We start from the raw sequence: 25,488 nt of genomic DNA on the forward strand, positions 1-25,488 counted from the left end.
GTAACGCCCGCCCGCATTTACATGTCCATCAACTCTGTTTTGAGAGCATGCAGCAGATTTACTCTGCCTTCAAATGCGGTATTTCCGGGGTAGTCTGCGCCGCCTTGTTTACCAAAGCGTTTCTGTAAAGACTTTTTGATGTTTAAAATAGCAAATGTCTATTTTTGGTCCTGGCCGGCATAAACCTGCGCAGGATCGAAATGCCTGTGGTCGTCAGTAATCACCATTTTCGCCTCGCCATCGGCAAGCTGAACGGAGCGATAAAAACAGGATCTGCGTCCGGTATGGCAGGTGGCGTCATGGCCAGCCACTTCAACCTTGAGCCAAATCGCATCCTGATCGCAATCGACGCGAATTTCCTTGACGCTCTGCATGTTGCCGGAGCTTTCGCCCTTTTTCCAGAGGCTTTTGCGCGAGCGACTGTAATAATGGGCAAGGCCGGTTTCGATGGTCAGCGCCAGGGCCTCGGCATTCATATGGGCAACCATCAGCAGTTCGCCATCGCGGTGGTCGGTTACAACGGCGGTCAGCAGACCATGGGCGTCAAATTTCGGCGTCAACACGCCAGCGCCTTCCAGAATGGTCTTGTCCGTCGAAGGGGCTGCAAAGCTGATCATTTCGTCGATCCAATACAAAGGCAAAAAATAACGCACTGCGGCGAAACGGTGCGTTATTGTATTCCATCAAAACTGTCTCGCAGCAAGCGCTGAGATGATCAGCGGTTTTGCACCATGGTCATGAACCGCACCTGCTGAGGGACATCGGTTTTGAACTCACCGGTAAAGGTGGTGGTCAGTGTCGTGGAGCCGGATTTCTGAATGCCGCGCATTGCCATGCACATATGTTCTGCATCAACCATGACGGCAACGCCGCGTGGCTGAAGATACTGAACGAGAGAATCGGCAATCTGTGCCGTCATGGTTTCCTGGGTTTGCAGGCGGCGGGCGAAGAGATCGACGACGCGGGCGATTTTCGACAGGCCCAGGACTCGGCCATTCGGCAGATAAGCGACATGCGCCTTGCCGATGACAGGTAGCATGTGATGCTCGCAATGAGAGAAAAACGGGATGTCGCGCACGAGCACGATGTCGTTATAGCCGCCAACCTCTTCGAATGTCGTGCCCAGCACGTCCTCGACATTGACATTATAGCCACCGAACAGTTCGCCATAAGCTTTGGCCACACGCTTTGGCGTGTCGAGCAAGCCTTCCCGGCTCGGATCATCGCCAGCCCAGCGCAGCAATGTGCGCACAGCGTTTTCGGCTTCCTCGCGGCTGGGGCGGGACGTTTCAGGCGACATTTTTTTCACTGTGGCATCCATGCCATTACTCTCCCGGTCACTCATACTGGCAGAAGCCCTTTTCGACGATCCAGGCTTTAATTGCGTAATTCGAGCCATGATGGCAAGTCCAATCCTCGTGGGCGTGTTTCAAAGTTTTCGCCTTGATGTTTCTACACCGACATACGATGTGATATATAGAGAACCCGCACAGTCACGACATACGCCAAAACGCGACACAGTGTTGCGTAAATATGGATAATCCAACAGATCGGTTTTTGCGTATGGGCGGGCATTTGGAGCAAAGTTTGGCGATGGATGATATTTACAATACCAAAATCCTGGAATTTGCCGGCAATATCGTCCGCGTCGGCGCATTGAGCAATGCCGATGCCGTGGCTGAAAAGCACTCCCGCTTGTGTGGTTCCCGTCTCAAGGCTTTTGTAACCGTGGACGGTGAAAAAGTCACTGATTTTTCGCAGGAGTTGCGTGCCTGCGCGCTGGGTCAGGCCTCCGCATCGATCATGGCGCGCCATGTGGTGGGCGCCAGCTTTACGGAGATTCGCAAGGCCCGGGCCGATATGCTGGCCATGTTGAAAGACGGTGGTGAGGGGCCGCAGGGCCGGTTCGAGGATCTGCGCTACTTGATGCCCGTCAAGGATTACAAGGCCCGCCATGCCTCGACCATGCTGATTCTGGAGGCTCTGTGCGACTGCCTCGACCAGGTCGAGGCCCGCCAATCGGCGCTGGCTGGCTAGGATTGTCTCGCCGATGTGCCAGCACTGCGAAAACCTCGACGACGAGGAGGACGAAAGGCCGCGCCACAGAGGCCGGAATTATCACGGACCTTTTCGCAAGACACCGGACCGGCTGCTGGGCATGGGGCTGATCCGACTCTACCAGTTGACGCTTTCCAGCCTGGTCGGCAGTCATTGCCGGCATTCCCCGACTTGCTCGGAATATGGTTATGAGGCCATCGCCCGCCATGGATTGTGGAGTGGCGGCTGGCTCACCCTGTTTCGGGTCGGGCGCTGCGGCCCCGGCGGCACCTGGGGCGTGGATGATGTGCCGCAGACCCTTGGCACCCGCTTTCGGTTTTGGCAGGTCTGGAGCCTGTGGACGTTTGGACGCAAGCGTCCTTCAAGGCAGGTTTTATGACTGTACCGGAAGAATACCGTCAGGCGTCGCGCGCGCGACGATCAGGTTTCGGCGCTTCGATATCCCTGCGGAATAAGCTTTACTGAAAAGACGAATTTCAGTATTCAGCCGCTTCAATCCCGGCCATTTGCGCCGGTCATTTTTACCACCCGCATTGGTTGGCGGGACTGGATCAGGAGCCTTTAAAACATGTCCGACACCGTTTCCCTTACATTTCCCGATGGTTCCGTGCGCAGCTTTGCGGCTGGCGCGACCGGTCGTGATGTCGCCGAATCGATTTCCAAATCGCTGGCCAAGAAGGCCGTGGCCATTGCTCTCGATGGCGTTGTGCGCGATCTCGCCGACCCGGTTGTCGATGGAAAAATCGAGATCGTCACCCGCGCCGATCCGCGTGCGCTGGAACTGATCCGTCACGACACCGCCCATGTTCTCGCCGAAGCGGTGCAGGAAATGTGGCCGGGCACGCAGGTGACCATCGGTCCGGTGATCGAAAACGGTTTCTACTACGACTTTGCCAAAAACGAGCCGTTCACGCCGGAAGATCTGCCGAAGATCGAAAAGAAGATGAAGGAAATCATCCAGCGCAATCAGCCGTTCCGCAAGGAAGTCTGGTCGCGTGAAAAGGCGCGCGAAGTGTTTGCCGCCAAGGGCGAATCCTACAAGGTCGAGCTGATCGATGCCATTCCTGAAGATCAGGACATCAAGATCTATTATCAGGGCGACTGGTTCGATCCTTGCCGTGGACCGCATATGGCCTCCACCGGCCAGATCGGCACGGCCTTCAAGCTGATGAAGGTGGCCGGTGCTTATTGGCGCGGCGACAGCAACAATCCGATGCTGACGCGCATCTACGGGACGGCCTTTGCCGAGCAGGAACAGCTCGACAATTACCTGCACATCCTGGCGGAAGCCGAAAAGCGTGACCACCGCAAGCTGGGCCGTGAAATGGACCTGTTCCATTTCCAGGAAGAAGGCCCAGGCGTGGTGTTTTGGCATGGCAAGGGCTGGAAAATGTTCCAGTCGCTGACCGCCTATATGCGCCGTCGGTTGGCCAACACCTATCAGGAAGTCAACGCGCCGCAGGTGCTGGACAAGTCGCTCTGGGAAACCTCCGGCCATTGGGGCTGGTATCAGGAAAACATGTTCGCGGTGAAATCCGCCCATGCCTTTACCAATCCGAACGATCCGGAAGCTGACCAGCGCGTCTTTGCCTTGAAGCCCATGAACTGCCCCGGCCACGTGCAGATATTCAAGCATGGGTTGAAGTCTTACCGTGAACTGCCTGTTCGTCTTGCGGAATTTGGTCTTGTGCATCGCTATGAAGCATCGGGCGCTTTGCATGGCTTGATGCGTGTGCGCGGTTTCACGCAGGATGATGCGCATGTGTTCTGCACGGAAGAGCAAATGGCGGCTGAATGCCTGCGGATCAACGATCTGATCCTGTCGGTTTATGAGGATTTCGGCTTCAAGGAAGTCGTAGTCAAGCTCTCGACCCGTCCGGAAAAGCGCGTCGGCTCCGACGAACTTTGGGATCGCGCCGAAAGCGTGATGACCGAGGTGTTGAAGGCCATCGAAGAGCAGTCCGGTGGGCGCATCAAGACCGGTATTCTGCCGGGCGAGGGTGCATTCTACGGTCCGAAATTCGAATATACGCTGAAGGATGCGATTGGTCGTGAATGGCAATGCGGCACGACGCAGGTGGATTTCAACCTGCCGGAACGTTTCGGTGCCTTCTATATCGACCAGCATTCGGAAAAGACCCAACCGGTGATGATTCACCGCGCCATTTGCGGCTCGATGGAGCGGTTCCTTGGCATTCTGATCGAGAATTTTGCTGGTCACATGCCGCTGTGGTTTGCGCCCTTGCAGGTGGTGGTGGCGACCATTACCTCCGAGGCTGACGACTATGGCCGCGACGTAGCCGAACAGCTGCGCGACGCGGGTCTCGAAGTGGAAACCGATTTCCGCAACGAGAAGATCAACTACAAGGTCCGTGAGCATTCGGTCGGCAAGGTGCCTGTCATCATGGTTTGCGGTAAGCGCGAGGCGGAAGAACGCACGGTCAATATCCGCCGTCTCGGCAGCCAGGATCAGGTGTCGATGACGCTGGATGAGGCGATTGCCAGCCTAGTCGATGAAGCCACGCCACCGGATGTAAAGCGCAAGCGGGCGGCCAGGAAGCCCGCTTAAGGGTTTTTCCAAAGCAAGGGGCGGGGTGTTTTCGCCCCTTGCTGATCCCGTTAATGACTGGGCGTGTATGGCAGCGATGAATGCTGGATATTGATTTTCATATGGCCATCTGCGGTTTTGATAAAGCCCATCGTGTAATCGGCTTTGGTCACTGAGCCGTCCTTGGCGGTGAAGTAGTAATTGCCCATGGAGATTGCTGTTTTGCAGTCGTAGATGATCGCGTGGTTTTCAAACCGCACATTCGTATAGGGTGTCAGCGCAAATCCGTGGTCTTCCGCCAGCCTTCCGGTGACGAAATAGGATAGCGCGTCTTCCGGCGTATCGCGAAACTCAACTACGGAAGCCTTGGTCGGCTTGAACAGGACCGTTCCTTCCTGATAGCCGTAAGCGTCAGCTATGAATTTTGCTGCCACGGCTCTTGCGTCTTGCGCTGCCCCGATTTCGACCAATCCTTTCCCCCATCTCTCCTCTGCCTGAATCACATCGGCTTCGCTGATTGCGGCTGGGCAGTTTTCCGCCCGGCTTGCGCCTGATGACATCAAAACCGATGTCATTACAAAATTTAAAAATATAAATTTCTCTATCATATAATAATCCAATATTTGTACTGTGGAATTACATTGATAAAGATCTGGTATTTTGCTCTCGGATAATAGATGGGAAAAATGCCGAGCTTTGAATCTCAAAAAATGCTTTTAGATAGTTTGGTTTGTGAGTTGGTTGCTTGCCAATTTTTCGAGAAAAAAGGAGCGGCTATGTCAATGGTTTGATATTCAGAAGTCAATCAATTGAAAAGAAAGAGAATTTTCTGTAAGCCTGTCCAGCGACATCGTAGCCGTTATTCCCTCGCCAATTCCACGCAGGACCATCACCTTGCTCAATGCCATCGCCCATGCCGAATTGATCGCGGTCCTGACAGCTGTGACTGGGGACGAGCCTCGGGTCATGACGGTGCGCGGTGGCGATGCCCTGCCGTCTGGTCCCTTCGAGCTTGGCCATCGCAGCCTGCAAGGCGGCCTTCGGGAATGGATCGAGGATCAGACCGGGCATCCGGTCGGCTATCTGGAGCAGCTCTACACCTTTGCCGACCGGGATCGTGACACGGATATAGGCGGTGGGCGGACGATTTCGATCAGCTATCTGGGCCTGGTGCGCGAACAGGCAGCGCCCGGCGCCGGACGGCCCGGCTGGCATGGCTGGTACGAATATTTCCCCTGGGAAGACCGCCGCAATGGCCCACCGGAGAGCTTGGCTCGCATTCTCGATGCTCTTCAAGCGTGGGCAGTGGCCGATAGCAGCCGGCGCGAACATCGCCAGCGCCGGCTCGATTTTTCCTTCGGGCTGAATGGCATGGATTGGAACGAGGATCTGGTCTTGCAGCGCTATGAGCTGATGTATGAGGCGGGTCTCGTGCAGGAAGCCGGTGCTGCGGAAGCCTCAGGCCGTGCGATGGTCGGCGATCATCGCCGCATCCTGGCGACCGGCATTGCGCGCCTGCGCGCCAAGATCAAATACCGCCCTGTGGTGTTCGAGCTGATGCCGGAAAGCTTTACGCTTTCCCAGTTGCAACGCTGTGTTGAGGCGCTGGCTGGCCTGACCCTTCACAAGCCGAATTTCCGCCGTCAGATCGATCAGCAAGAGCTGATCGAGGAGACCGGCGACATGGCAAGCGAGACGGGTGGACGCCCGGCAAAACTTTTCCGCTATCGTCACGCCGTGTTGGAAGCCCGGGCCTTGTCCGGCTCGAAGCTGCCACTGTCTAGGTCATAAATCACTGATATTAAAAGATTTAATGCGGTGCAATCTTCCGTGTGGATGTGCATCAGGGGTCGTTTTGTCGTTTTCATAAAAATAATTGTCGTGCGATTGACATAAACTCCAATCGAGAATAACTCTTGGCTTGAGGATATACTCAAAATGAGTAGAAAAGGGAAAGCCAATGAATACCGCCCCTTCACTGTCAGCACTCTATAACCGGGTCGCCCGCGTTATTCCGAAGGCCGAGTGGATGTCTTTCGAGGATGATATCGCGGCGATCCTGGAACTGAAGAAGCGTCGCAATGCCGTTATCCTTGCTCATAACTACCAGACGCCGGAGATTTTCCATGGCGTTGCCGATATTGTCGGCGATAGCCTGGCCTTGGCCCGCAAGGCCATGGAGGTCGATGCGGATGTGATTGTGCTGGCGGGCGTGCATTTCATGGCCGAGACCGCCAAGCTGCTTAACCCGACAAAAACCGTGTTGATTCCCGATATGGCGGCGGGCTGTTCGCTGGCCGATTCGATCACGCCTGAGGATATTGCCCTGTTGCGTGCCGCCCATCCCGGCGTGCCTGTGATCACCTATGTCAATACGTCTGCGGCAGTGAAGGCGGCCTCCGATATCTGCTGCACTTCCGGCAATGCCAAGGCCGTAGTCGAAAGCCTTGGTGTACCGAAAGTGCTGATGATCCCGGACGAATATCTGGCCCGCAATGTGGCGCGCGAAACGAATGTCGAAATCATCGCCTGGCACGGCCATTGCGAGGTCCATGAGCTGTTCACCGCAGGCGATATTGCCGAGCTGCGTGAGGCCAATCCCGGTGTCGTCGTGCTTGCCCATCCCGAATGTCCGCCGGATGTGGTTGCGGCGGCGGATTTTGCCGGATCGACGGCGGTCATGTCGGATTATGTCGCCAGCCATAAACCGGCCCGCGTCGTGTTGCTGACGGAATGCTCGATGAGTGACAATGTCGCCGTCCATCATCCCGACGTGGATTTCGTGCGGCCCTGCAATCTCTGCCCGCATATGAAGCGGATCACGTTGGCCAATATCCGCCAGGCACTGGAGGAAAACCGTCAGGAAGTGACCGTCGATCCCGCCATTGCCGATGACGCGCGCCGGGCGGTGGAAAGGATGCTGGCAGTATGAGCACGCTGAATACCACCATAGGTGACCGGGTCATCGTGATCGGCAGCGGCTTGGCCGGCGTGGTAACGGCGCTCAGCCTTGCGCCGCAGCCTGTCACCATCGTCACTCGCGCTGCTCTCGGTGCGGAAACCTCCAGCGCCTGGGCGCAAGGCGGCATTGCCGCCAGCATGGGAACTGATGATAGTGCGGCGCTCCATGCGGCAGATACGCTTGCGGCGGGTGATGGGCTCTGCGATCCTGATATCGTCGAGATAATAACCTCCGCTGCGCCTTTGGCGATTGCCCTGCTGGAACGGTTTGGCGTCCGTTTCGACAGGAATGGCGATGGTGCGTTGGCGCTGGGCTTGGAAGCCGCCCATGGCCGTCGTCGCATTGTCCATGCCGGGGGTGACGGGTCCGGCGCGGAGATTATTCGGAGTCTTGTGGCTGCGGTGTTGGCCACGCCATCGATTTCCGTGATGAGCGGACTTCAGGTGCGCCGCCTGCTGGTCGATGCAGGCGGGATAACGGGATTGCTCTGCGCCTCGGCGTCAGGACCGGTGCAGATTGCCGCTTCGCGGGTGATTCTGGCCACCGGCGGCCTTGGCGGTCTTTACGATGCCACGACCAATCCCTCTGGCAATTACGGACAGGGCATCATGCTCGCTGCCCGCGCCGGTGCGGTTTTGTCGGATATGGAGTTTGTGCAATTTCACCCGACAGCGCTGGATGTTCCTCTCTATCCGCAGCCGCTGGTGAGCGAAGCCGTGCGCGGCGAGGGCGCTGTGCTGGTCAATGAGCGTGGCGAGCGCTTCATGGCATCCACTCCCGGAGCTGAACTTGCGCCGCGCGACGTCGTGGCGCGGGCGATCAGCGCAGAGCGGGCCAGGGGAGGCACGGTTTTCCTTGATGCCCGAAAGGCGCTCGGTCACGGTTTTTCCCGCCGGTTTCCCGCCATCGACGCTCTCTGCCGAGCGGTTGGCATCGATCCGTCGTCGCAACCCATCCCGGTGCGCCCCGCGGCCCATTATCACATGGGCGGTGTGGAGACCGATTGTTTCGGCAAAACCTCGGTTGCCGGTCTCTGGGCGGCAGGCGAGGTGGCCTGCACCGGTCTGCATGGCGCCAACCGCCTGGCCAGCAATTCGCTGCTGGAAGCGGCGGTAATGGGTATGCGGGTCGCAGAAGATGTAGCGGGCATGTCGCCCCGTCAGATAATGCCTTCCGGGTCGCAAACTGTGCCTCCTGCCGATGACATTGCGCCGGTTCGGGCGATCGTCTCGTCGCGGCTTGGCGTCTTGCGCAACGAGCGTGGCTTGCAGGCGGCAATGGCGGATCTTCTGCCACTCGTTGAAGCTGGCGGACCGGCCAGCGATCCGGCATTGGTGGCGCTGCTGGTCGCCGTGTTTGCCCATGCGCGACGCCATTGCGCGGGCGCCCATGCAAGAACCGATTTTCCGCAATCCTGCCCAGACCCTCTGCGCCAGCGGATGACGCTGGATGACGCACTGTCCCTTGCCCACGCCGCCGTTTTTCCTGCCTTGCAGCCCTTTGCCCGGAGCGCCTGACATGTTTTCTCATTCCCTGCCGCGCGTCATCGTCGAGCCGCTGGTGCGCAATGCACTCTCGGAGGATCTGGGGCTGGCCGGTGATATCACCTCCATGGCGGTCATCCCGGCCGACCATCGTTCGACGGTGCAGATTGCCAGCCGCCGGGATGGAGTGATTGCCGGACTGGATGTCAGTGCCATCGCCTTCGAACTGGTCGATCCCGGCCTGGTCATGACCCCCCATGTCAGCGATGGCGCGGCGGTCAAGGCGGGCGATGTTCTTGCAACGATTTCCGGCTCCTCCCGCAGCCTTCTGACCGGCGAGCGGGTAGCCCTGAACTTTCTCGGTCATCTCTCAGGCATCGCCACGGTGACGCGCCAAATCGTCGACGCTGTTTCCGGCACCAAGGCCGCCGTGGCCTGTACACGCAAAACCATCCCGGGCCTGCGGGCGCTGGAGAAATATGCAGTGCGGATGGGGGGCGGAATGAACCACCGCTTCGCGCTCTACGATGCCGTGTTGATCAAGGACAATCACGTGGCCATTGCTGGCAGCGTCACTCAGGCCATCCTGCGGGCGCGGGGCGGTGTCGGGCATATGGTCAAGATCGAGGTGGAAGTCGATACGCTGGATCAATTGCGTGAAGCGATGGAGATTGGCGTCGATGCCGTGCTTCTGGACAATATGACGCCGGAGCAATTGCGCGAGGCGGTGGAGATTGTCGCGGGCCGGTCGATCACCGAGGCCTCCGGCGGCATTACACCGCAAACGGCAAGGGCCGTGGCGCAAAGCGGCGTCGATTTGCTATCGGTCGGCTGGATCACCCATAGCGCGCCGGTGCTGGATATCGGCCTGGATTTTGTCGAGGCGGAATGAGGGGATTTAGTTGGTGTCGTATCCGGCTTGCTGCTGAACATTCTGCTGGCTGTCTTTCAGCAGCAGTTCGACATCGGCGTTTACCCCGGCCTTGACCTGAAATTCCTTCTGGTAGATCCGGTCCTTGTTGCGGGCAATAGCAGTGTAATTGCCTTCGGACAGAACCAGAACCGGATAGGCGCTGACGCTTTCGGCCACGGCATCGCCGGAAGAGGTCAGGATCGACCAAGCGGTATCGGCAATCGCCTCACCACCCGGTTCTGAGACCAGCTTGAAATTCATTTGGGCGGCGCGGTGCTGGAGCGTCGCCTCGGTAATCTTGCCCGCCTCGACCTTGATATCGGCGCGCACCAATGCATTGACCTCGCCATATTGCGAGACGACGTGATAGGTGCCGGAATTGAGGCTGACGAGGGTGTTGGGCTCGATATTGTCCATGATCAGGCCGCGATCATTGTCTTCAGGCCCATCGCCTGCGTAGATTTTGAATTTCAGTTTCGATGGCTTGATCCGGGTATCGGGGCCGGAAACGGCATTCAACACCATGCCGCCAGCATCCAGCACCATGACCTGCTTTTGCACCTCGCCGTCGGTAGGCACATCGAGCTTGCGGGTAACGCCCGCCCGTCCAAAGGACACGTTGACGAAATAATCCCCTGGCGCCAATTGCAGTTCCGCCGAGCCGCCCTGGCTGCTGGCGACCATCGGCAATTTGCCGTCGCTACCGGCTATCGGGCTATAGACCCGCCATTCCAGGCCTTGCTGCAAGGGCTGTCCCTCATTGTCGAGCTTTGCTTCAAACCGGATGAGCTTGGAATGGGACTGGGGGGCAGGGGCAATCGGCGTGGAAAACGCATTCAGCTTCGGCATTTTCGCCGTGCTATCCAATTGCTTGAACGATTTGAACGCATCCTCGGCCATGCCGGGTCCGGCGCTTGCCGCCAGCAGCGAGGCCGCGAGGATCAGGGGAAGACGGCAGGAAAAAGATATCATATGAATGCCCGACCGATTCAACCGCGATGATTGGCGTGTTGATCGGCTGGTACTACAATACGACCGCCAAGGCAAATTCAAGGCTTGTAATTTCCTGAGTTTTATACTCCAGTTTAACGTGTCTCGGGCTCCGAATTCCGACGCTTTCGCATGGCGGGCTTTCGCAACGACTGATGTGACTTTCTTCAAGGCTCCGCCGATCTTCAAGGAAAAGACGTTAACATGTACGAACATATCACCCTTCTCGATTATTTGGCCACCCGTCGTTCCGTTCCGGCTTTTCAGATGTGCGAGCCCGGTCCCTCCAGACTAGAGCTTGAATCTATCCTAAAGCTTTCGGTGCGCGTCCCCGACCACGGCAAGATCGCCCCCTGGCGCTTCATCGTTTATCGTGGCGATAAGCGGGTTGAAATCGGCGAGGTGCTGCTGGCCATGGCGCTGGAGAAAAAGCCCGAACTGGATGAGGAGATGATCAAGGTCGAGCGCGCCCGCTTTACCCGCGCCCCAGTGGTGATCGGGGTGATCAGCACGGCGGGACCGCATCCCAAGGTGCCGGAATGGGAGCAGGTCATGTCGGCGGGTGCCGTGTGCCTCAATCTGTTGATGGCGGCCAACGCCCATGGCTATGTGGCCAATTGGCTGTCCGAATGGTTTGCCTTCGATGAAAAAGCGTTTCCCTTGCTGGGCATCAAGCCGGGCGAGAAGGTGGCGGGCTTTATTCACATGGGGTCCACGACATTTCCGATTGTCGAGCGCCCGCGTCCGAGCATAGATGAAGTGGTCAGTTGGATGGGAGACACGGATTGATGTTTTACGAAACCAAGACCAACGCCCATGGCATGGCGCACGACCCGTTCAAGGCCGTGGTCTCGCCACGTCCTATCGGTTGGATCGGGTCAAAAGGCCGGGATGGATCGTTCAATCTTGCGCCCTATTCCTTTTTCAACGCCATTTCCGACAAGCCGAAAATGGTGATGTTTTCCTCGGCTGGCCGCAAGGACAGCCTGCGTAATGTGGAGGAAACCGGTTGTTTCACCGCCAATTTCGTCAGCAGCGACTTAGGCGAGGCAATGAACCGGTCTTCGGCACCGGCAGCTTATGGCACGAGCGAATTCGAACTTGCCGGGCTGACCCCCGTCATGGCCCGGCTGGTGGACGCACCTTATGTGGATGAAGCCTATGCCGTGCTGGAATGCAAGGTTACCGAGGTGATTTCTCCGAAGACGCTTTCGGGCGAACCCAGCGAGAATTTCGTGGTGTTCGGCGAAGTGGTCGGCATTCATCTGGCCGACAGCGCCATGCGCGATGGCCGGTTCGATGTGACGCTGGTGCAACCCCTTTCACGGCTGGGCTATCTGGACTATGCGGCGGTGACTGAAGTGTTTCAGATGGTGCGGCCCTCAAAGGCCTGATTTTTGAGGCAAGGCGGCACGGATCATCGTGACCGCTGTGCTGCTGTCGCCCATCAGGGCGCTGAAGCCTCGCTTGACCAGATCGGCTGCGGCATCGGTATCTTCCGTGCTGGAAGGCTGGACGAAGGCAGGCAGATTGGCGCTGGCGGCGGCCAGTTGCACAAGGCTGCGGCAGGTTTCCAGAACGGGCTGGGCATGGCGCGGCGTCTCGGACTGGATGGCGGTGACGACCGCTTTTTCATCCAAGCCAAGGCCAAGCAACCTTGCCGAACTGGCTGCGATGGCGGATGCCTCAAAAAAGCCGGAGGGGTTGCCGCCGAGAAGGGCAATGAATGGTGTGCTGCCATCGGCAAGTGCAGCTCTCGCTTCCTCGACCCGCAAGAGCGCATCCAGCCGCTGGCTGTCGGCGGCGGTTGCTGCATCCGTCAACATCAGCCCATCCGGCTTCAGCGCCATCAACTGAGCGAGACGGGCGGCGAAGTCATCATGGTCAAGCCGGGCGGAAAGACCAAACAGTACGGGCAGGGTGGATGATGGCGCTTTTTGCCGCCAGCTACCATACAGTGCAGTGGGCTCGTTGCCGCCAAAAACCAATGCATCTGGCGCGGCAGGTGAGGTCTGTTGTTCTGTCTTGATCAGCAATAGCGCCCCACACGGTTTTCCCTTGAAGAAAAACAAACCCAGATCCTTCCGAACTTCATGGTTAATCGACATGGTGAACCAATCTTAAACTTTTCTCGCATACCATAATTGCAATGGGTCGGGTTTTGTTTTGATTGGGGTTGTCAGTGCTTGTAAAGGCTTTCTTTCGCTGGTCAGAAACCGCAAAGGCGTGCGACCGGGCGAAGGCCGCCAATGCGCTGGGCCGAGCCTATCTCTATTCCCCGATGACCGAAGACGAACGGCGCTCCACCTATGTCGCCATGACCTATCTTCTGGACGATCCCTCACCCAAAGTGCGGCTGGCGCTGGCCGAGGCTCTGGCCTGTTCGGCTGAAGCGCCTCGCGCTATCCTAGTATCCCTATGTGAAGATCAGCCAGAGATCGCCTCGCGGGTGATACTTTGCTCGCCCGTGCTGCAAGACCGTGACCTGGTCGATCTGGCTGGACGAGGCAGCGGTATGACACGCGCCTTTATTGCCGCACGTCCACAGCTTTCCTCTGCCGTTGCCGCAGCCCTCAGCGAGATTGGCGACGTGTCGGAATGCCTGGTGCTGCTCGATAGCCCCACTGCCGCTATTTCGCCTTTCAGTCTGCTGCGACTGGCCGAGCGCCACGGCGCGCATGAGGCGGTGAGGGGCGTATTGCTGGAGCGCCTGGACTTGCCGAGCCGGGCGAGGCACCTGCTGGTTTCACAGGCCAGTCAGGCGCTTGCCGCCTCCGGCCTGCTGCGGTTTTCCCTTGGAGAAAGCAAACTCACACGACTGAACCGCGAAATTGGCGTCAGCGCAGCCGCGGTGATTGCCGGTGAGGTCGGCTTCGATGAAATTCCCGATCTGGTCGAGCAGATGCGCGTCAATGGCCAATTGACGCCCGCCTTGCTGATCGAACTGTTATGCCGGGGCAAGGTCGATTTCTTTGCCAGCGCCGTTGAATCGCTGAGTGGCTTACAGGAGCGCCGGGTTCGCTCGATTCTGGCTACGGGCCGCATGCATGCTGTGCGAGCGCTGCTTCTGTCCGCCGGTCTCGACCATACAATCGCACCGCTGTTCGTTGAGGCTGTGCTGCTTTGGCGTCACGCTGTGCAGACGGCGACCCATGGTGAGATCGGCAGCATTTGCCAACCGCTTCTCGCCAAGGGTAGCAAGCTGGCCTCTTGTGAGGCGGCGCGCCAATTGCTGGATCTGGTGGAAATCATGCTTCATCAGGACGAACGCCGACAGGCCCGCCAATATGCCGCACATCTTGTGGTCGACGCAGCCTGACCTGTTCCGGCGGGCGATTTGATTGCTGGTATGCGGGTTATTTGGTCAGCTTTTTTGCCGCCCAGGCATAGGTGTCGGTGACCACATGCACCGGGGTGGTGAACACCATCTTGATATCCTCCTTGCCGGGCAGAACCTGTTTTACACTGTTGATGGCACGGTCTGCCAGAGACCGCTTTTCAGCTTCCGGCACAGGATCGGTTGGCGTTGCTGGGACCGCTGTCACGGTCGTCTGGGGAGGTGTCACCGTCTGCTGTTGGCAAAAGGCAACGACGCTGGGGAAATTCACATTGGAATATTGCCCCAGAACATTTTCCGAATCGCGATTGCACAATTCCACCGAAACCCAGCGCTGCTCGGCAGTGGCGATATACTGGCATTGGCTGACGCTGTCATTGCATCCCAGAATGGTCATGATCACGAGTGAGGCTTGCATCGGCTCGTCCTTCCAGTCAGTAGAGTTTTATCAGTAACGCAACAAGATTGGCGCAACCAAGACCAATCGGCCCTCGGACAAAAAAATTATAATGCATAATCTGTTTTGTCTGGTTGGGTGCCTTTCAGGATCGATAGATGTCCGTGACCATTCCCCTTTTGGCAATCACCATTGAAGCGCCACGACAGCCCGACGTGATCCGCTTGCTGGATCTCTCCGATGCTTATATGGCCGCACTCTATCCGGCGGAAAGCAATCATCTTTTGGATGTCTCATCCCTGGAAAAGCCTGGTGTCCATTTTTTCGTGGCGCGCCATGAGGGGCAGGTGGTGGGTTGCGCCGCCATTGTCGAGGCTGGCGATGGCACGGCGGAGATCAAGCGGATGTTTGTCGATCCCCGATCAAGAGGGCTGTCGCTTGGCAAGACGCTGATGGCGGCATTGGAAGACCAGGCAAAAACGCTTGGCCTTGAAGCGTTGCGCCTCGAGACGGGTATTAGCCAGCCGGAGGCGATCGGTCTTTACCGAAAAGCCGGTTTTCAGGAAATTCCGCCCTTCGGCTCATACCGTCCCGATCCGCTCAGCCTTTTCATGGAAAAACGTCTGGAAAATCCAGTCGTTTGAATCGCTAAGCGCAAAAACACTTCGTTACGGTTCAAATATCCAAGTTTTCCGCAAAGGCGGCCCGCTCCTGAATAAACCGGAATCGGGCTTCCGGCTTAGTCCCCATCAATGCATCCACGGCATCACGGGTGCCTTCGAAATCGACGTCGTCGATCTCGACTTTCAGCAGCATCCGCTTGGCTGGGTCCATGGTGGTTTCCTTCAACTGCGCCGGCATCATTTCGCCGAGACCTTTGAAGCGGCCGATTTCGACTTTCTTGCCTTTGAATGTGGTTTCCATCAGTTCGGCACGGTGGGCGTCGTCGCGGGCATAAACGGTCTTTGCGCCCTGACGGATCACATAAAGCGGCGGCACGGCGAGATAGAGATGATTGCCCCGGATCAGTTCCGGCATTTCCTGATAGAAAAAGGTGATTAGCAGTGAAGCGATATGGGCGCCGTCCACATCGGCATCGGTCATGATGACGATACGCTCATAGCGCAGGTCTTCATCACGATATTTCGTCCGCGTGCCACAGCCGAGCGCCTGGATCAGGTCGGCGATCTGCTGGTTGGCCATCAGTTTTTCACGGCTGGCGCTGCCGACATTGAGGATCTTACCGCGCAAGGGCAGAATGGCCTGGTTGGAGCGATTGCGGGCCTGTTTGGCCGAGCCGCCAGCCGAATCACCCTCGACGATGAACAGTTCCGCGCCTTCGGCGGTGTTCTGGGCGCAATCCGCCAGCTTGCCGGGCAGGCGCAGCTTGCGCACTGCGGTCTTGCGGTTGACTTCCTTTTCCTTGCGCCGCCGCAGCCGTTCCTCGGCCCGCTCGATCACCCAATCGAGCAGCTTGGCGGCTTCATTCGGATTGTCGGCCAGATAATGGTCGAAAGGATCGCGCAGAGCGTTTTCGACCAGACGCTGCGCTTCTACCGTCGCCAGCTTGTCCTTGGTCTGGCCGACGAATTCCGGCTCGCGGATGAAAACCGACAGCATGCCGACCGCCGAAATCATCACGTCATCGGTGCTGATCTGCTGGGCGCGCTTATTCTGGGTCAGTTCGGCATAATTCTTCAAGCCCTTGGTCAGTGCAATGCGCAAACCGGCCTCGTGCGTGCCGCCTTCGGGCGTCGGGATGGTGTTGCAATAGGAATGAACCTGGGGATCGCCACCATACCAGGTAATGGCCCATTCCATCGCGCCATGGCCGCCGGTCTTTTCGGTTTTGCCAGCAAAAATTTCGCGGGTGACGGTAAACTCCTTGCCGAGTGTCGCGGCCAGATAATCCTTCAACCCGCCGGGGAAGTGAAATACCGCCTTATCCGGGATGTCGCCGCCGGTGGTCAGGATTGCCGGATCGCAGGACCAGCGGATTTCCACGCCGCCGAACAGATAAGCCTTGGAGCGGGCCATGCGGAAAATCCGGCCCGGATCGAATTTTGCGTGATCACCGAAGATCTGCGGATCGGGGTGAAAGCGCACCCGCGTACCACGCCGATTATGGACATCGCCCAATTCTTCCAGCCCGCCCAGCGGCACGCCACGCGAAAAACGCTGGCGATAGAGCTTGCGATTGCGTGCCACTTCCACTTCCAGCAGATCAGACAGCGCATTGACGACGGATACGCCGACCCCGTGCAAGCCGCCAGAGGTCTCATAGGCCTTGCCGTCGAACTTGCCGCCCGCATGCAGCTTGGTCATGATCACTTCAAGGGTGGATTTGCCCGGCACCTGCGGATGCAGCTCGACGGGAATGCCGCGACCATTGTCGGAAACCGTCAGGAAGCCTTCGGCATCCAGATGGACATCGATGAAATTGGCATGGCCAGCCACCGCCTCGTCCATCGAATTGTCGATCACCTCGGCAAAAAGATGGTGCAGGGCTTTTTCGTCCGTGCCGCCGATATACATGCCGGGACGCATCCGCACCGGCTCCAGCCCTTCCAGAACACGGATGGAGGACGCGCCATAATCGTCGGGATTGCCGGTGGAGGCGGGCGTGGCTGAGCCGAAAGCCACTGCCTTGGCCGGGGTTTCCGGTTGGGCGGCAGTAACAGGCGCCGTACCAGCAGCCGTCACATCGGCAGCACCTTTCTGCGTCTTCGCCGCCTCGGCAGGCGTTGACGGCAGGGCGGCGAAAAGGTCGTTGTTATCGTCCATGATCTTGTCTGTCATTTGCTTGTGGTCTTCAGCGGAGCACCGTGAAGAATTCTGTCTCGCGATAGGGCATGTGCCCGTCCGTCTCTGGCCCGTGCAGCGCAGTTTCCGGTTTGTTCCTGATTAGCGCATATTCTCAGCAACAATCAACCGATTGTGTCCACTCGCGCCCATTCCCTTTATTGCCTGTTGCGGCAAGGACGCGGGAGAATTATGTCGCACTTGGTCAAACCATGTCCATTCAGCCTATTTTCAAGGAAAACTTTTGCGTTTCTCGTGACGGCGTGGCAAGGCTGCGCCGTTAAGGAGACCTGATCCCGATGCGGATGTCCACAGTTCATTTGTTCGCCCCCGTGGTTCTGGCCGCTCTCTGCTCGGTTGCCAGCTCTTTGCCTGCAACGAGTGCGCCTGCCGTTAGCCTCAAACCTTTCAAGGACGAGCTGTTTTCCGGCCAGACCGTGTTGGAAAGCCGCGACAAGGGTGATTTCCAGACCATCGACTATCAGGAAATGCGCGACATCAACGGCCGCGACGAAATTCCTGAGCGCCGGGTCAAGGCCTCCTACGTCTCGCTCGGAGTGCGTCACCAGCAGAAGGACGAGACGCTGGATCTCGGTGATGCCGGCAAGCTGGATGTGACGAGGACCGGACCTGCGGACGGCGCAGCATTCACGGTGATTTTCATTCACGGCCGGGGCGGGGACCGCCGACTTGGAACCGATGACTACAAATTCGGTGGCAATTTCAACCGGCTGAAAAATCTCGCCAATGACAATGGCGGCACCTATTACGCACCTTCCGTGCGATCCTTCGACCAATCGGGGGTAACGCAGGTCGCGGCTCTGATCGATTATGCCTCGGCCCATTCCGGCGGCCGTCCAGTGGTGTTGTCCTGCGCGTCCATGGGCAGTTTCATCTGTTGGGGCCTGACCCGTGACGACCGAATCGTTGCGAAACTGTCCGGCATGGCCATTCTCGGCGGAGCCAGCGATCCGGATTTTACCGCCAGTGCGGCCTTCAAACGCAAGCTTCCGATGTGGTTCACCCATGGCAGCCGCGATAGTGTCTATGCCGCTGGCGACCAGATTGCGCTGTACGAACGTCTGCACCGCACCGGCTATCCAACCCGTTTCACGTTGTTTCTCACCGGTTCTCACGGCACACCGGTGCGCATGACCGATTGGCGCGCCGTGCTCAACTGGCTGATTCGCTAGAATCTGCTGTTTTGGTTTGTCATTTTTGGAAAGCAGGGGGTTAATTTTCCCTGGCAAATTCCAGACCGAGCTGCGTTGCCCCGCTCACGCAGACACGATTGCGCCCGCTGCGCTTTGCCTCGTAAAGGGCCGCGTCGGCGCGGTTCAGCAGGTCTTCCAACGAAACCGTTGCCGTAGGGCCCTCCGCTACGCCCAGACTTGCCGTTGTCACCTGGCCCCTGCCTTTGCCCAAGTGCGGGATGTTCATGCACTCGATTGCCCGGCGGATGGCTTCTGCTATTGCACAGGCGGCATCGACATCCGTATTCGGTAGCAAAACGAGCATTTCCTCGCCGCCGTAGCGGAAGGCGAAGCCTTTCTCACCGGCATTGTCGCGAATGCATTGGCTGACGGTGCGCAGACACTCATCCCCTTCCAGATGGCCGTGGACATCGTTGTAAAGTTTGAAATCATCGATATCGAGCATGATGGCGCAAACATGTGTTGCCGGTGATCTGCCTTTCCACAAGTCGGTCGCGACCTGTACCAGCGAGCGACGGTTCAGCAGGCCGCTCAGCTCATCACGGGCGGCGTTATGCTCCAACTGCTTTTGCAGTAGGCCAGCACGCAGCCTGTTGAGAAAATTCATTCGATCAGCGTGTTCGAGAAAATAGGCGCCTAGCGCCAGGAAAATCGCGATCGTGATGTAGAAACTGACCAACCCGCTATAAGTGATATCGTCGAATGAGCCGTTCAGTTTTGCGGTTTTCAACAGCACGCCGCACATCAGCGTCAGGCCAATCACCACGATATGAAACCGTGGCCGCAGCGCAATGACGAAAAACAGGAAAGCAGCCACATTGCCGTTCTGATAGACGAACATGTACGGGCTTTGGCTGTAGATTGCGACCGACATCGGCAGGAGAATACTGAGCGTGCCTATTCCCAGCGACAGAAGTTCGTAATTAAGGGCCGTGCGCCAGCGCCTTACGGCAAGCACGCTGATAATTGCGAAAGGCGTGAATATTCCGAAGCGTACGATCAGCAGTTTATCGAACACATCGGCCATCATCGTCGCGTCGCCGATGAAAACGGCGTCGTAAATAAGTGTGCCGATTACCGCCCAGAATGGTGTCAGCTTGACCCGATTGGCGACATATTCCTGAAGAAATTCCGCTTCTACGGCGGGGCTGAACCGCAACGCCTTGAAGCCTCGGGCGATTTGCCGGTCGATAGCTTCAAGAGATACGGTGGCCATTGCGGCTCTCCGGTTGACTAAGGGGAAACAAGCTTTCCGCATACGCCGAATCGGTGCTTTGGAGAAGCGCCGTTATCGAGAAACATCGGAACAATTTAAAAGTCTTGCCAATACCGATTCCGATCCGCCAGCGGCCCCGAATCTCTTTCTGTAGTTACCCCTGTAATTACAGGGTTAAAGTGTACTCTGCATGAATTAACGGCATGCTGCATTGCAACTTGCCTTTTTTGCCGCCACGTCCTTTTATAGGGTGTCTAGATGTGGAAGAGTATTGTTTATGGTTTCCCGGGTGTCGGTTGAGGCGCAAAAAAGCGACCTCCAGCTGAACAGGAACATGGAATAAGGGTGGGTTGGATCAATATGACACCAGATGTACGTCCGCTTGTTGCGGGCAATTGGAAGATGAACGGAACCCGCGACGCGCTGGATCAGATCAAGGCGATGGCCGAAGGCGTGAAAGGGCCGCTCAGCGAGACCGTGGACAGTCTGATTTGCCCGCCGGCCACCCTGCTTTACGTGGCAACCGCGCTCTGCGACGACAGCCCGCTGCTGATCGGCGCGCAGGATTGCCATCAAAATGCATCTGGCGCCCATACCGGCGATATTTCGGCGGAAATGGTCGCCGATTGCTTCGGAACCCATGTGATTGTCGGTCATTCCGAACGCCGTACCGATCACGCGGAAACCGACCATCTGGTGCGCGCCAAAGCGGTTGCGGCCCATGCGGCGGGACTGACGGCCATCATCTGCATCGGCGAGACAGCCGATCAGCGCAAAGCAGGGCAGACGCTGGATATTCTCAAGCGTCAGCTCTCCGGTTCCGTGCCGGACGAAGCGCTCGCCGAAGATACGGTCATTGCCTATGAGCCCGTCTGGGCGATCGGCACCGGCGTGACGCCAACTATCGCAGACGTGACCGAGGCCCACGCTTTCATGCGGGCCGAGTTGACGCGCAGGCTGGGCGATGAGGGTGCGAAAATGCGAATCCTCTATGGTGGTTCCGTCAAGCCGTCGAATGCACGGGAACTGATGGGCGTTGCCAATGTGGATGGTGCGCTGATTGGTGGCGCAAGCTTGAAAGCCGCTGATTTCCTTGCCATATACGGTGTCTATTCGGATTTGACAGCCTGATCTTTGTTGAAAAGGGCTTTCTTTGCGGCGGCTCCTCGTGTAGAGAGCCGCCGAATGTTGTTTTGACTTGGCCCTACGTGGGCAGGATGGATCGTCCATGCAGACCGTACTGATCGTCATTCACCTCATAATCGTGATTTCGCTTGTCGGCGTCGTGCTGATCCAGCGGTCCGAAGGCGGCGGGCTTGGGATCGGCGGCGGCTCAGGCTTCATGTCGGCACGCGGCGCGGCCAATGCCCTGACCCGGACAACGGCTATCCTGGCGACGCTGTTTTTCATCACCTCGCTCGGACTTGGCATTCTTTCGCGGTTCGAGGCAAAGCCGACCGATATTCTCAATCGTATTCCGGCTGGCCAGCAGGCCCCTTCCGGCAATATTCTTGACCAGTTGCCTGGTGCCCCTGCAACCGCTCCGGCTCCTGCTAACGGCGCTGCGACAACGCCCGCACCGGCTCAGCCCGGCGCTGTTCCGACCGGCAACTGATCGGTCTCGTTCATCTTCGCTCCGGCGGACTTAAACAGTCCGCCGGTTTTTCTTTGTGTGTATTGTCGTCGGCATGAAAAATAACGCTGGCGGAATCAGAATCGAAACGGTATCCGGTGAAGCCCATGGCGCGATATGTATTCATCACTGGCGGCGTGGTTTCCTCTCTTGGTAAGGGAATAGCGGCTGCGGCACTCGGGGCTTTGTTGCAGGCACGTGGTTATCGTGTACGGCTGCGCAAACTGGACCCCTATCTCAACGTTGACCCGGGCACCATGAGCCCGACTCAGCACGGTGAAGTCTTCGTCACCGACGACGGCGCAGAGACGGACCTTGATCTTGGCCACTACGAACGCTTCACAGGGCGCTCGGCGACCAAGACCGATAACATCACCACCGGACGGATCTACAAGAACATTATCGACAAGGAACGGCGCGGCGATTATCTCGGCGCAACGGTTCAGGTCATTCCGCATGTCACCAACGAGATCAAGGACTTCATCGTTGAGGGCAATAGCGATTACGATTTTGTGATCTGCGAAATCGGCGGCACAGTAGGCGACATCGAGGCTATGCCTTTCGTGGAAGCCATTCGTCAGCTGGGCAACGAGTTGCCACGCGGCAATGCGATCTATGTGCATTTGACGCTGATGCCTTACATTCCGGCGGCTGGCGAGTTGAAGACCAAGCCAACCCAGCATTCCGTCAAGGAATTGCAGGCCCTTGGCATTCATCCTGATATTCTGCTGGTGCGTGCGGATCGTGAGATTCCTGAGCCGGAACGTCGCAAGCTGTCGCTGTTTTGTAATGTCCGCCCGTCGGCGGTTATTCAGGCGCTGGATGTTGCCAATATCTATGACGTACCCATGGCCTACCACAAGGAAGGGCTGGACAATGAAGTCCTGGCCGCCTTTGGCATCGAACCGGCTCCCAAGCCACGCCTCGATGCCTGGGAAGAGGTTTCCAACCGCATCCGCACCCCGGAAGGCGAGGTTACCATTGCCATCGTCGGCAAATATACCGGCCTGAAGGATGCTTATAAGTCGCTGATCGAAGCGCTTCACCATGGCGGTATTGCCAACCGCGTCAAGGTCAAGCTTGAGTGGATCGAATCCGAGGTATTCGAGAAGGAAGACCCGGCTCCTTACCTCGAAAAAGTTCACGGTATTCTGGTACCGGGCGGCTTTGGTGAGCGTGGCTCTGAAGGCAAGATTCTGGCCGCCCAGTTTGCGCGTGAACGCAAGGTTCCTTACTTCGGCATCTGCTTTGGTATGCAAATGGCCGTGGTGGAAGCAGCCCGTCACCTGGCAGGCATCGAACAGGCCTCCTCGACTGAATTTGGTCAGACATCTGAGCCGGTCGTCGGCTTGATGACCGAATGGATGAAGGGCAATGAGCTTGAGAAGCGGTCTGCTGCGGGTAATCTTGGCGGCACTATGCGTCTTGGCGCCTATAAGGCTGCTCTGAAGAAAGATTCGCGGATTGCCGACATTTACGGCTCTACCGAGATTTCCGAGCGTCACCGCCATCGCTATGAAGTGAATGTGGATTACAAGCAACGGCTGGAAGACTGCGGTCTGGTCTTTGCAGGCATGTCGCCTGACGGTCTTCTGCCGGAGACGGTGGAATATCCCGATCACCCATGGTTCGTCGGCGTGCAGTATCACCCGGAACTCAAGTCCCGCCCGCTGGACCCGCATCCATTGTTCAAGAGCTTTGTAGAAGCGGCTTTGGAGCAAAGCCGGCTCGTTTGAGGTCGTCAGATCATCAAGAAAATGCAGACAAAACCCGCCCGTAAGGCGGGTTTTGCTTTTGGATGGCGGAAAAGATAAAAATCGCCTTGGAACACTGTCTTTGCTCCATCGCAAAAAATCCTATCCTGCATTTGAGCATTGACAGCTAAATTTGTATCGAATTTCCGCGATGAGTGCGAAAGCTGATCTGGATGCTCAAACTTTTGCTTTTCCAAGCTTTATTGACTCTGTTCATGGTGCTCCCCCTGGAAAGTGCGCATGCTCAGCCCTGGCAGAGTATTGATCCGGCACTCGCTGGATGGAATGTCGACAGGCTGAAAGCCGCTCAGGATTATTCCACGCGGTTGAAGCCGACAGCCGTTATGGTGGTTCAGGATGGAAAGGTTATTGCGCGTTGGGGTGACGTTTCGCGCAAAGTGAACGTGGCGTCGATCCGCAAAAGCTTGTTGAGTGCGCTCTACGGAATTGCCGTATCCGAGGGCCGCATAAACCTCGAGAATACGCTTGAGAATCTGAAGATTGATGACAAGCCTCCCGGCCTTACCGTGACAGAAAAACAAGCGACGGTGCGTGACTTGCTGATGGCGAGATCAGGAGTTTATCATCGTGCGGCCTCTGAAACCGACGAGATGCGGCGCAAACGGCCAGAGCGTGGAAGCCATGCGCCGGGCTCGTTCTGGTGGTACAACAATTGGGATTTCAATGCACTCGGCACGATCTATCGCCAGCAGACGGGTGAGGATATTTTCCAGAGCTTTGCGCAGCGCATCGCTGCGCCGCTCGGCATGGAGGACTTCTCAACGCGTGACGGCCATTATGTAACCGTTGCGCAATCGGAGCATCCTGCTTTTCCGGTCAATCTCAGCGCCAGGGACGCTGCTCGTTTTGGTCAGCTTTATCTGGATGTCGGTCGATGGAACAGCAGGCAGGTTATTCCCGCATCATGGGTCAAGGACTCAACAACGCCTTACTTCCAAACCGATCGGGGAAGCATGGGTTATGGTTATCTCTGGTGGACATTGAACCCTGCCGTATTCGGGGAGGGAGCGGCTCTTGCATCCGGCTATGGCGGTCAAGCTTTAGCAGTTATTCCTCAAAAACGTTTGGTCGTTGTCCAGGTTGTCGACGCTTCCCAAAATCCCAAAGGCATTCGAACAAGCCATTTCGTGGCAATGCTGCAAATCCTCGCGACGGCTGCTCCTTAGGGCATTGAACCAGGATCTAGAAAATGAACAATGGACCTTCATTTCTTGGCTTTCCCGAACGGCTCTCCGGCGGGCGTAAACCCGAAATAGTGATTGTCGGCGCTGGTCATGGCAGTACCTATGCCGGACAGGATAGCGGCGGTCATGCCTTGCCTCCAGATGCTATCCGTGTTGCCAGCCAGGAAGATGTGGGGTTGATCGACCATTGGGATTTCGATCTTGGTGGCCCGCTTTTCGATAACAAACCGGCTTGCTGCATCGATGTCGGTAATGTCTCGACAATCATGCACGATAATCTCGGCAACCGAACCAGAATCGAGGCGAAAACACGGGAGATCTTGGCGTCTTCGGCTGTACCAGTCGTGTTGGGCGGCGATGATTCCATTCCGATTCCATTTGTCGCTGGCTTTTCGCAGCACGGACCTGTTTGGGTCCTGCAAATCGATGCCCACATTGATTGGCGCGACGACAAAGATGGCGAACGATATGGCTATTCGAGCCCGATGCGCCGGATCAGTGAAATGCCGCATGTTGCCGGGATTGTGCAGGTTGGCATGCGCGGCGTCGGCAGCGCAGGTATTGCCGAAATTGAGGCGGCGCAGCAGTATGGCAGTCGGATAATAACCTCTCGCACAGTTCACGCTCGGGGTATCGAAGCTGTGCTCCAGCACATCCCGGAGGGCGCGCAAACCATCATCACTCTCGATTGCGACGGTCTTGATCCCTCGGTCATGCCGGGTGTGGCGGCTCGAACGCCTGGCGGTCTTACATATAACCAGGTCATCGACCTGATCGCGGGGATCGGCAAGCGGGGAAGAATTGCCGGGTTCGATCTTGTCGAACTCTATCCTCCCGCAGACATTGATAACCTCTCCGCTTTGACCGCCGCACGTCTTGTCATCAATGTCATTGGCGCCATCGTTCGGCAGGGATGAAGTCGGCGCCAGCCGCACAAAATTGAACTTTACAAACACAAAACCCCGGAGTTGCGCT

25 protein-coding genes are annotated in these 25,488 nt (G+C 57.4%); 17 read left to right on the plus strand and 8 right to left on the minus strand.

What is annotated here, in order from left to right; translation table 11 throughout:
• Positions 1-158 precede the first annotated feature (158 nt).
• Together hisI and folE are read right to left on the minus strand one after the other, a co-directional pair.
• The gene (gene hisI / locus AVI_RS08615) at positions 159-617 is read right to left on the minus strand and encodes a phosphoribosyl-AMP cyclohydrolase (protein WP_015915999.1); all 459 of its coding nucleotides are present in this window, start codon (positions 615-617) and stop codon (positions 159-161) included.
• A 98-nt stretch (positions 618-715) separates the two neighbouring features.
• Positions 716-1,321, minus strand: coding sequence for a GTP cyclohydrolase I FolE (folE, locus tag AVI_RS08620; RefSeq protein ID WP_015916000.1), 606 nt, complete (start codon positions 1,319-1,321; stop codon positions 716-718).
• Between the two features lie 272 nt (positions 1,322-1,593).
• On the opposite strand from folE, the gene AVI_RS08625 reads away from it, so the two are divergent.
• From AVI_RS08625 to thrS, 3 genes are all read left to right on the plus strand, one after another.
• Positions 1,594-2,037: an iron-sulfur cluster assembly scaffold protein gene (locus AVI_RS08625; protein ID WP_015916001.1), complete on the plus strand. Its 444-nt coding sequence runs from the start codon at positions 1,594-1,596 to the stop codon at positions 2,035-2,037.
• A 13-nt stretch (positions 2,038-2,050) separates the two neighbouring features.
• The gene (gene yidD / locus AVI_RS08630) at positions 2,051-2,437 is read left to right on the plus strand and encodes a membrane protein insertion efficiency factor YidD (RefSeq protein WP_015916002.1); all 387 of its coding nucleotides are present in this window, start codon (positions 2,051-2,053) and stop codon (positions 2,435-2,437) included.
• Positions 2,438-2,626: 189 nt separating this feature from the next.
• Positions 2,627-4,627: a threonine--tRNA ligase gene (gene thrS, locus AVI_RS08635; protein ID WP_015916003.1), complete on the plus strand. Its 2,001-nt coding sequence runs from the start codon at positions 2,627-2,629 to the stop codon at positions 4,625-4,627.
• A 50-nt stretch (positions 4,628-4,677) separates the two neighbouring features.
• Here the strand turns inward: thrS and AVI_RS08640 are convergent, their stop codons facing one another.
• On the minus strand, positions 4,678-5,166 hold the full coding sequence (locus AVI_RS08640) for a hypothetical protein (protein WP_197436535.1): 489 nt from the start codon (positions 5,164-5,166) through the stop codon (positions 4,678-4,680).
• 334 nt (positions 5,167-5,500) lie between these two features.
• Here AVI_RS08640 and AVI_RS08645 point away from each other — a divergent pair, with 334 nt between their 5' ends.
• The 4 genes from AVI_RS08645 to nadC all read left to right on the plus strand — a co-directional run bounded on the left by AVI_RS08645 (position 5,501) and on the right by nadC (position 9,944).
• Entirely contained in the window at positions 5,501-6,397 is an 897-nt protein-coding gene (locus AVI_RS08645) for an NUDIX hydrolase (RefSeq protein ID WP_041696573.1), read from the plus strand.
• A gap of 169 nt (positions 6,398-6,566) precedes the next feature.
• Positions 6,567-7,538 (plus strand): quinolinate synthase NadA, encoded by a 972-nt coding sequence (nadA, locus tag AVI_RS08650; RefSeq protein WP_015916006.1) that lies wholly within the window; start codon positions 6,567-6,569, stop codon positions 7,536-7,538.
• Positions 7,535-9,085, plus strand: a complete 1,551-nt coding sequence (locus AVI_RS08655) for an L-aspartate oxidase (protein ID WP_015916007.1) — start codon at positions 7,535-7,537, stop codon at positions 9,083-9,085. The genes nadA and AVI_RS08655 overlap by 4 nt, the downstream gene beginning before the upstream one ends.
• 1 nt (position 9,086) lies before the next feature.
• Positions 9,087-9,944 carry a carboxylating nicotinate-nucleotide diphosphorylase gene (gene nadC / locus AVI_RS08660; RefSeq protein WP_015916008.1) on the plus strand — a complete coding sequence of 286 codons (858 nt, stop codon included), beginning with the start codon at positions 9,087-9,089 and terminating at the stop codon, positions 9,942-9,944.
• A 6-nt stretch (positions 9,945-9,950) separates the two neighbouring features.
• On the opposite strand, the gene AVI_RS08665 is transcribed toward nadC, so the two are convergent.
• Positions 9,951-10,937 carry a hypothetical protein gene (locus AVI_RS08665; protein ID WP_015916009.1) on the minus strand — a complete coding sequence of 329 codons (987 nt, stop codon included), beginning with the start codon at positions 10,935-10,937 and terminating at the stop codon, positions 9,951-9,953.
• Positions 10,938-11,159: 222 nt separating this feature from the next.
• On the opposite strand from AVI_RS08665, the gene AVI_RS08670 reads away from it, so the two are divergent.
• Together AVI_RS08670 and AVI_RS08675 are read left to right on the plus strand one after the other, a co-directional pair.
• Positions 11,160-11,744 (plus strand): nitroreductase family protein, encoded by a 585-nt coding sequence (locus tag AVI_RS08670; protein WP_015916010.1) that lies wholly within the window; start codon positions 11,160-11,162, stop codon positions 11,742-11,744.
• Positions 11,744-12,349, plus strand: a complete 606-nt coding sequence (locus tag AVI_RS08675) for a flavin reductase family protein (RefSeq protein ID WP_015916011.1) — start codon at positions 11,744-11,746, stop codon at positions 12,347-12,349. The genes AVI_RS08670 and AVI_RS08675 overlap by 1 nt, the downstream gene beginning before the upstream one ends.
• Here AVI_RS08675 and AVI_RS08680 read toward each other — a convergent pair.
• Entirely contained in the window at positions 12,338-13,063 is a 726-nt protein-coding gene (locus AVI_RS08680) for a hypothetical protein (RefSeq protein ID WP_015916012.1), read from the minus strand. The two genes, AVI_RS08675 and AVI_RS08680, sit on opposite strands and share 12 nt — an antisense overlap.
• A gap of 74 nt (positions 13,064-13,137) precedes the next feature.
• Here AVI_RS08680 and AVI_RS08685 point away from each other — a divergent pair, with 74 nt between their 5' ends.
• The gene (locus tag AVI_RS08685) at positions 13,138-14,274 is read left to right on the plus strand and encodes a DUF2336 domain-containing protein (protein ID WP_041696575.1); all 1,137 of its coding nucleotides are present in this window, start codon (positions 13,138-13,140) and stop codon (positions 14,272-14,274) included.
• A 37-nt stretch (positions 14,275-14,311) separates the two neighbouring features.
• Here the strand turns inward: AVI_RS08685 and AVI_RS08690 are convergent, their stop codons facing one another.
• On the minus strand, positions 14,312-14,710 hold the full coding sequence (locus AVI_RS08690) for a hypothetical protein (RefSeq protein WP_015916014.1): 399 nt from the start codon (positions 14,708-14,710) through the stop codon (positions 14,312-14,314).
• A 137-nt stretch (positions 14,711-14,847) separates the two neighbouring features.
• On the opposite strand from AVI_RS08690, the gene AVI_RS08695 reads away from it, so the two are divergent.
• The gene (locus tag AVI_RS08695; protein ID WP_015916015.1) at positions 14,848-15,333 is read left to right on the plus strand and encodes a GNAT family N-acetyltransferase; all 486 of its coding nucleotides are present in this window, start codon (positions 14,848-14,850) and stop codon (positions 15,331-15,333) included.
• Positions 15,334-15,364: 31 nt separating this feature from the next.
• Here AVI_RS08695 and parE read toward each other — a convergent pair whose 3' ends face one another.
• Positions 15,365-17,488 carry a DNA topoisomerase IV subunit B gene (gene parE / locus AVI_RS08700; RefSeq protein WP_156753141.1) on the minus strand — a complete coding sequence of 708 codons (2,124 nt, stop codon included), beginning with the start codon at positions 17,486-17,488 and terminating at the stop codon, positions 15,365-15,367.
• A 302-nt stretch (positions 17,489-17,790) separates the two neighbouring features.
• On the opposite strand from parE, the gene AVI_RS08705 reads away from it, so the two are divergent.
• Positions 17,791-18,684, plus strand: coding sequence for a dienelactone hydrolase family protein (locus AVI_RS08705; protein ID WP_015916017.1), 894 nt, complete (start codon positions 17,791-17,793; stop codon positions 18,682-18,684).
• Positions 18,685-18,724: 40 nt separating this feature from the next.
• On the opposite strand, the gene AVI_RS08710 is transcribed toward AVI_RS08705, so the two are convergent.
• The gene (locus AVI_RS08710) at positions 18,725-19,921 is read right to left on the minus strand and encodes a GGDEF domain-containing protein (RefSeq protein ID WP_015916018.1); all 1,197 of its coding nucleotides are present in this window, start codon (positions 19,919-19,921) and stop codon (positions 18,725-18,727) included.
• A gap of 360 nt (positions 19,922-20,281) precedes the next feature.
• Here AVI_RS08710 and tpiA point away from each other — a divergent pair, with 360 nt between their 5' ends.
• From tpiA to AVI_RS08735, 5 genes are all read left to right on the plus strand, one after another.
• The gene (gene tpiA, locus AVI_RS08715) at positions 20,282-21,052 is read left to right on the plus strand and encodes a triose-phosphate isomerase (RefSeq protein ID WP_015916019.1); all 771 of its coding nucleotides are present in this window, start codon (positions 20,282-20,284) and stop codon (positions 21,050-21,052) included.
• 97 nt (positions 21,053-21,149) lie between these two features.
• Complete coding sequence (gene secG / locus AVI_RS08720; RefSeq protein ID WP_015916020.1) at positions 21,150-21,536, plus strand: preprotein translocase subunit SecG; 387 nt, start codon at positions 21,150-21,152, stop codon at positions 21,534-21,536.
• A gap of 116 nt (positions 21,537-21,652) precedes the next feature.
• Positions 21,653-23,290 carry a CTP synthase gene (locus AVI_RS08725; RefSeq protein WP_080516974.1) on the plus strand — a complete coding sequence of 546 codons (1,638 nt, stop codon included), beginning with the start codon at positions 21,653-21,655 and terminating at the stop codon, positions 23,288-23,290.
• Between the two features lie 191 nt (positions 23,291-23,481).
• Positions 23,482-24,495 carry a serine hydrolase domain-containing protein gene (locus AVI_RS08730; protein ID WP_041696579.1) on the plus strand — a complete coding sequence of 338 codons (1,014 nt, stop codon included), beginning with the start codon at positions 23,482-23,484 and terminating at the stop codon, positions 24,493-24,495.
• Positions 24,496-24,518: 23 nt separating this feature from the next.
• Positions 24,519-25,430, plus strand: coding sequence for an agmatinase (locus AVI_RS08735; RefSeq protein WP_015916023.1), 912 nt, complete (start codon positions 24,519-24,521; stop codon positions 25,428-25,430).
• The last annotated feature ends 58 nt before the right edge of the window (positions 25,431-25,488 follow it).

The organism is Allorhizobium ampelinum S4, from assembly GCF_000016285.1.
GTDB lineage: Bacteria > Pseudomonadota > Alphaproteobacteria > Rhizobiales > Rhizobiaceae > Allorhizobium > Allorhizobium ampelinum.

What these genes read in the sequence shown, in the direction of transcription:
- hisI (WP_015915999.1), bottom strand. Translation starts at nt 617, where the DNA reads ATGATCAGCTTTGCAGCCCCTTCGACGGACAAGACCATTCTGGAAGGC.
- AVI_RS08680 (WP_015916012.1), bottom strand. Translation starts at nt 13,063, where the DNA reads ATGTCGATTAACCATGAAGTTCGGAAGGATCTGGGTTTGTTTTTCTTC.
- AVI_RS08705 (WP_015916017.1), top strand. Translation starts at nt 17,791, where the DNA reads ATGCGGATGTCCACAGTTCATTTGTTCGCCCCCGTGGTTCTGGCCGCT.
- nadA (WP_015916006.1), top strand. Translation starts at nt 6,567, where the DNA reads ATGAATACCGCCCCTTCACTGTCAGCACTCTATAACCGGGTCGCCCGC.
- AVI_RS08670 (WP_015916010.1), top strand. Translation starts at nt 11,160, where the DNA reads ATGTACGAACATATCACCCTTCTCGATTATTTGGCCACCCGTCGTTCC.
- AVI_RS08730 (WP_041696579.1), top strand. Translation starts at nt 23,482, where the DNA reads ATGCTCAAACTTTTGCTTTTCCAAGCTTTATTGACTCTGTTCATGGTG.
- AVI_RS08640 (WP_197436535.1), bottom strand. Translation starts at nt 5,166, where the DNA reads ATGTCATCAGGCGCAAGCCGGGCGGAAAACTGCCCAGCCGCAATCAGC.
- AVI_RS08665 (WP_015916009.1), bottom strand. Translation starts at nt 10,937, where the DNA reads ATGATATCTTTTTCCTGCCGTCTTCCCCTGATCCTCGCGGCCTCGCTG.
- tpiA (WP_015916019.1), top strand. Translation starts at nt 20,282, where the DNA reads ATGACACCAGATGTACGTCCGCTTGTTGCGGGCAATTGGAAGATGAAC.
- nadC (WP_015916008.1), top strand. Translation starts at nt 9,087, where the DNA reads ATGTTTTCTCATTCCCTGCCGCGCGTCATCGTCGAGCCGCTGGTGCGC.
- folE (WP_015916000.1), bottom strand. Translation starts at nt 1,321, where the DNA reads ATGGATGCCACAGTGAAAAAAATGTCGCCTGAAACGTCCCGCCCCAGC.
- AVI_RS08655 (WP_015916007.1), top strand. Translation starts at nt 7,535, where the DNA reads ATGAGCACGCTGAATACCACCATAGGTGACCGGGTCATCGTGATCGGC.
- AVI_RS08690 (WP_015916014.1), bottom strand. Translation starts at nt 14,710, where the DNA reads ATGCAAGCCTCACTCGTGATCATGACCATTCTGGGATGCAATGACAGC.
- secG (WP_015916020.1), top strand. Translation starts at nt 21,150, where the DNA reads ATGCAGACCGTACTGATCGTCATTCACCTCATAATCGTGATTTCGCTT.
- AVI_RS08675 (WP_015916011.1), top strand. Translation starts at nt 11,744, where the DNA reads ATGTTTTACGAAACCAAGACCAACGCCCATGGCATGGCGCACGACCCG.
- thrS (WP_015916003.1), top strand. Translation starts at nt 2,627, where the DNA reads ATGTCCGACACCGTTTCCCTTACATTTCCCGATGGTTCCGTGCGCAGC.
- AVI_RS08695 (WP_015916015.1), top strand. Translation starts at nt 14,848, where the DNA reads ATGTCCGTGACCATTCCCCTTTTGGCAATCACCATTGAAGCGCCACGA.
- yidD (WP_015916002.1), top strand. Translation starts at nt 2,051, where the DNA reads ATGTGCCAGCACTGCGAAAACCTCGACGACGAGGAGGACGAAAGGCCG.
- parE (WP_156753141.1), bottom strand. Translation starts at nt 17,488, where the DNA reads ATGACAGACAAGATCATGGACGATAACAACGACCTTTTCGCCGCCCTG.
- AVI_RS08625 (WP_015916001.1), top strand. Translation starts at nt 1,594, where the DNA reads ATGGATGATATTTACAATACCAAAATCCTGGAATTTGCCGGCAATATC.
- AVI_RS08710 (WP_015916018.1), bottom strand. Translation starts at nt 19,921, where the DNA reads ATGGCCACCGTATCTCTTGAAGCTATCGACCGGCAAATCGCCCGAGGC.
- AVI_RS08735 (WP_015916023.1), top strand. Translation starts at nt 24,519, where the DNA reads ATGAACAATGGACCTTCATTTCTTGGCTTTCCCGAACGGCTCTCCGGC.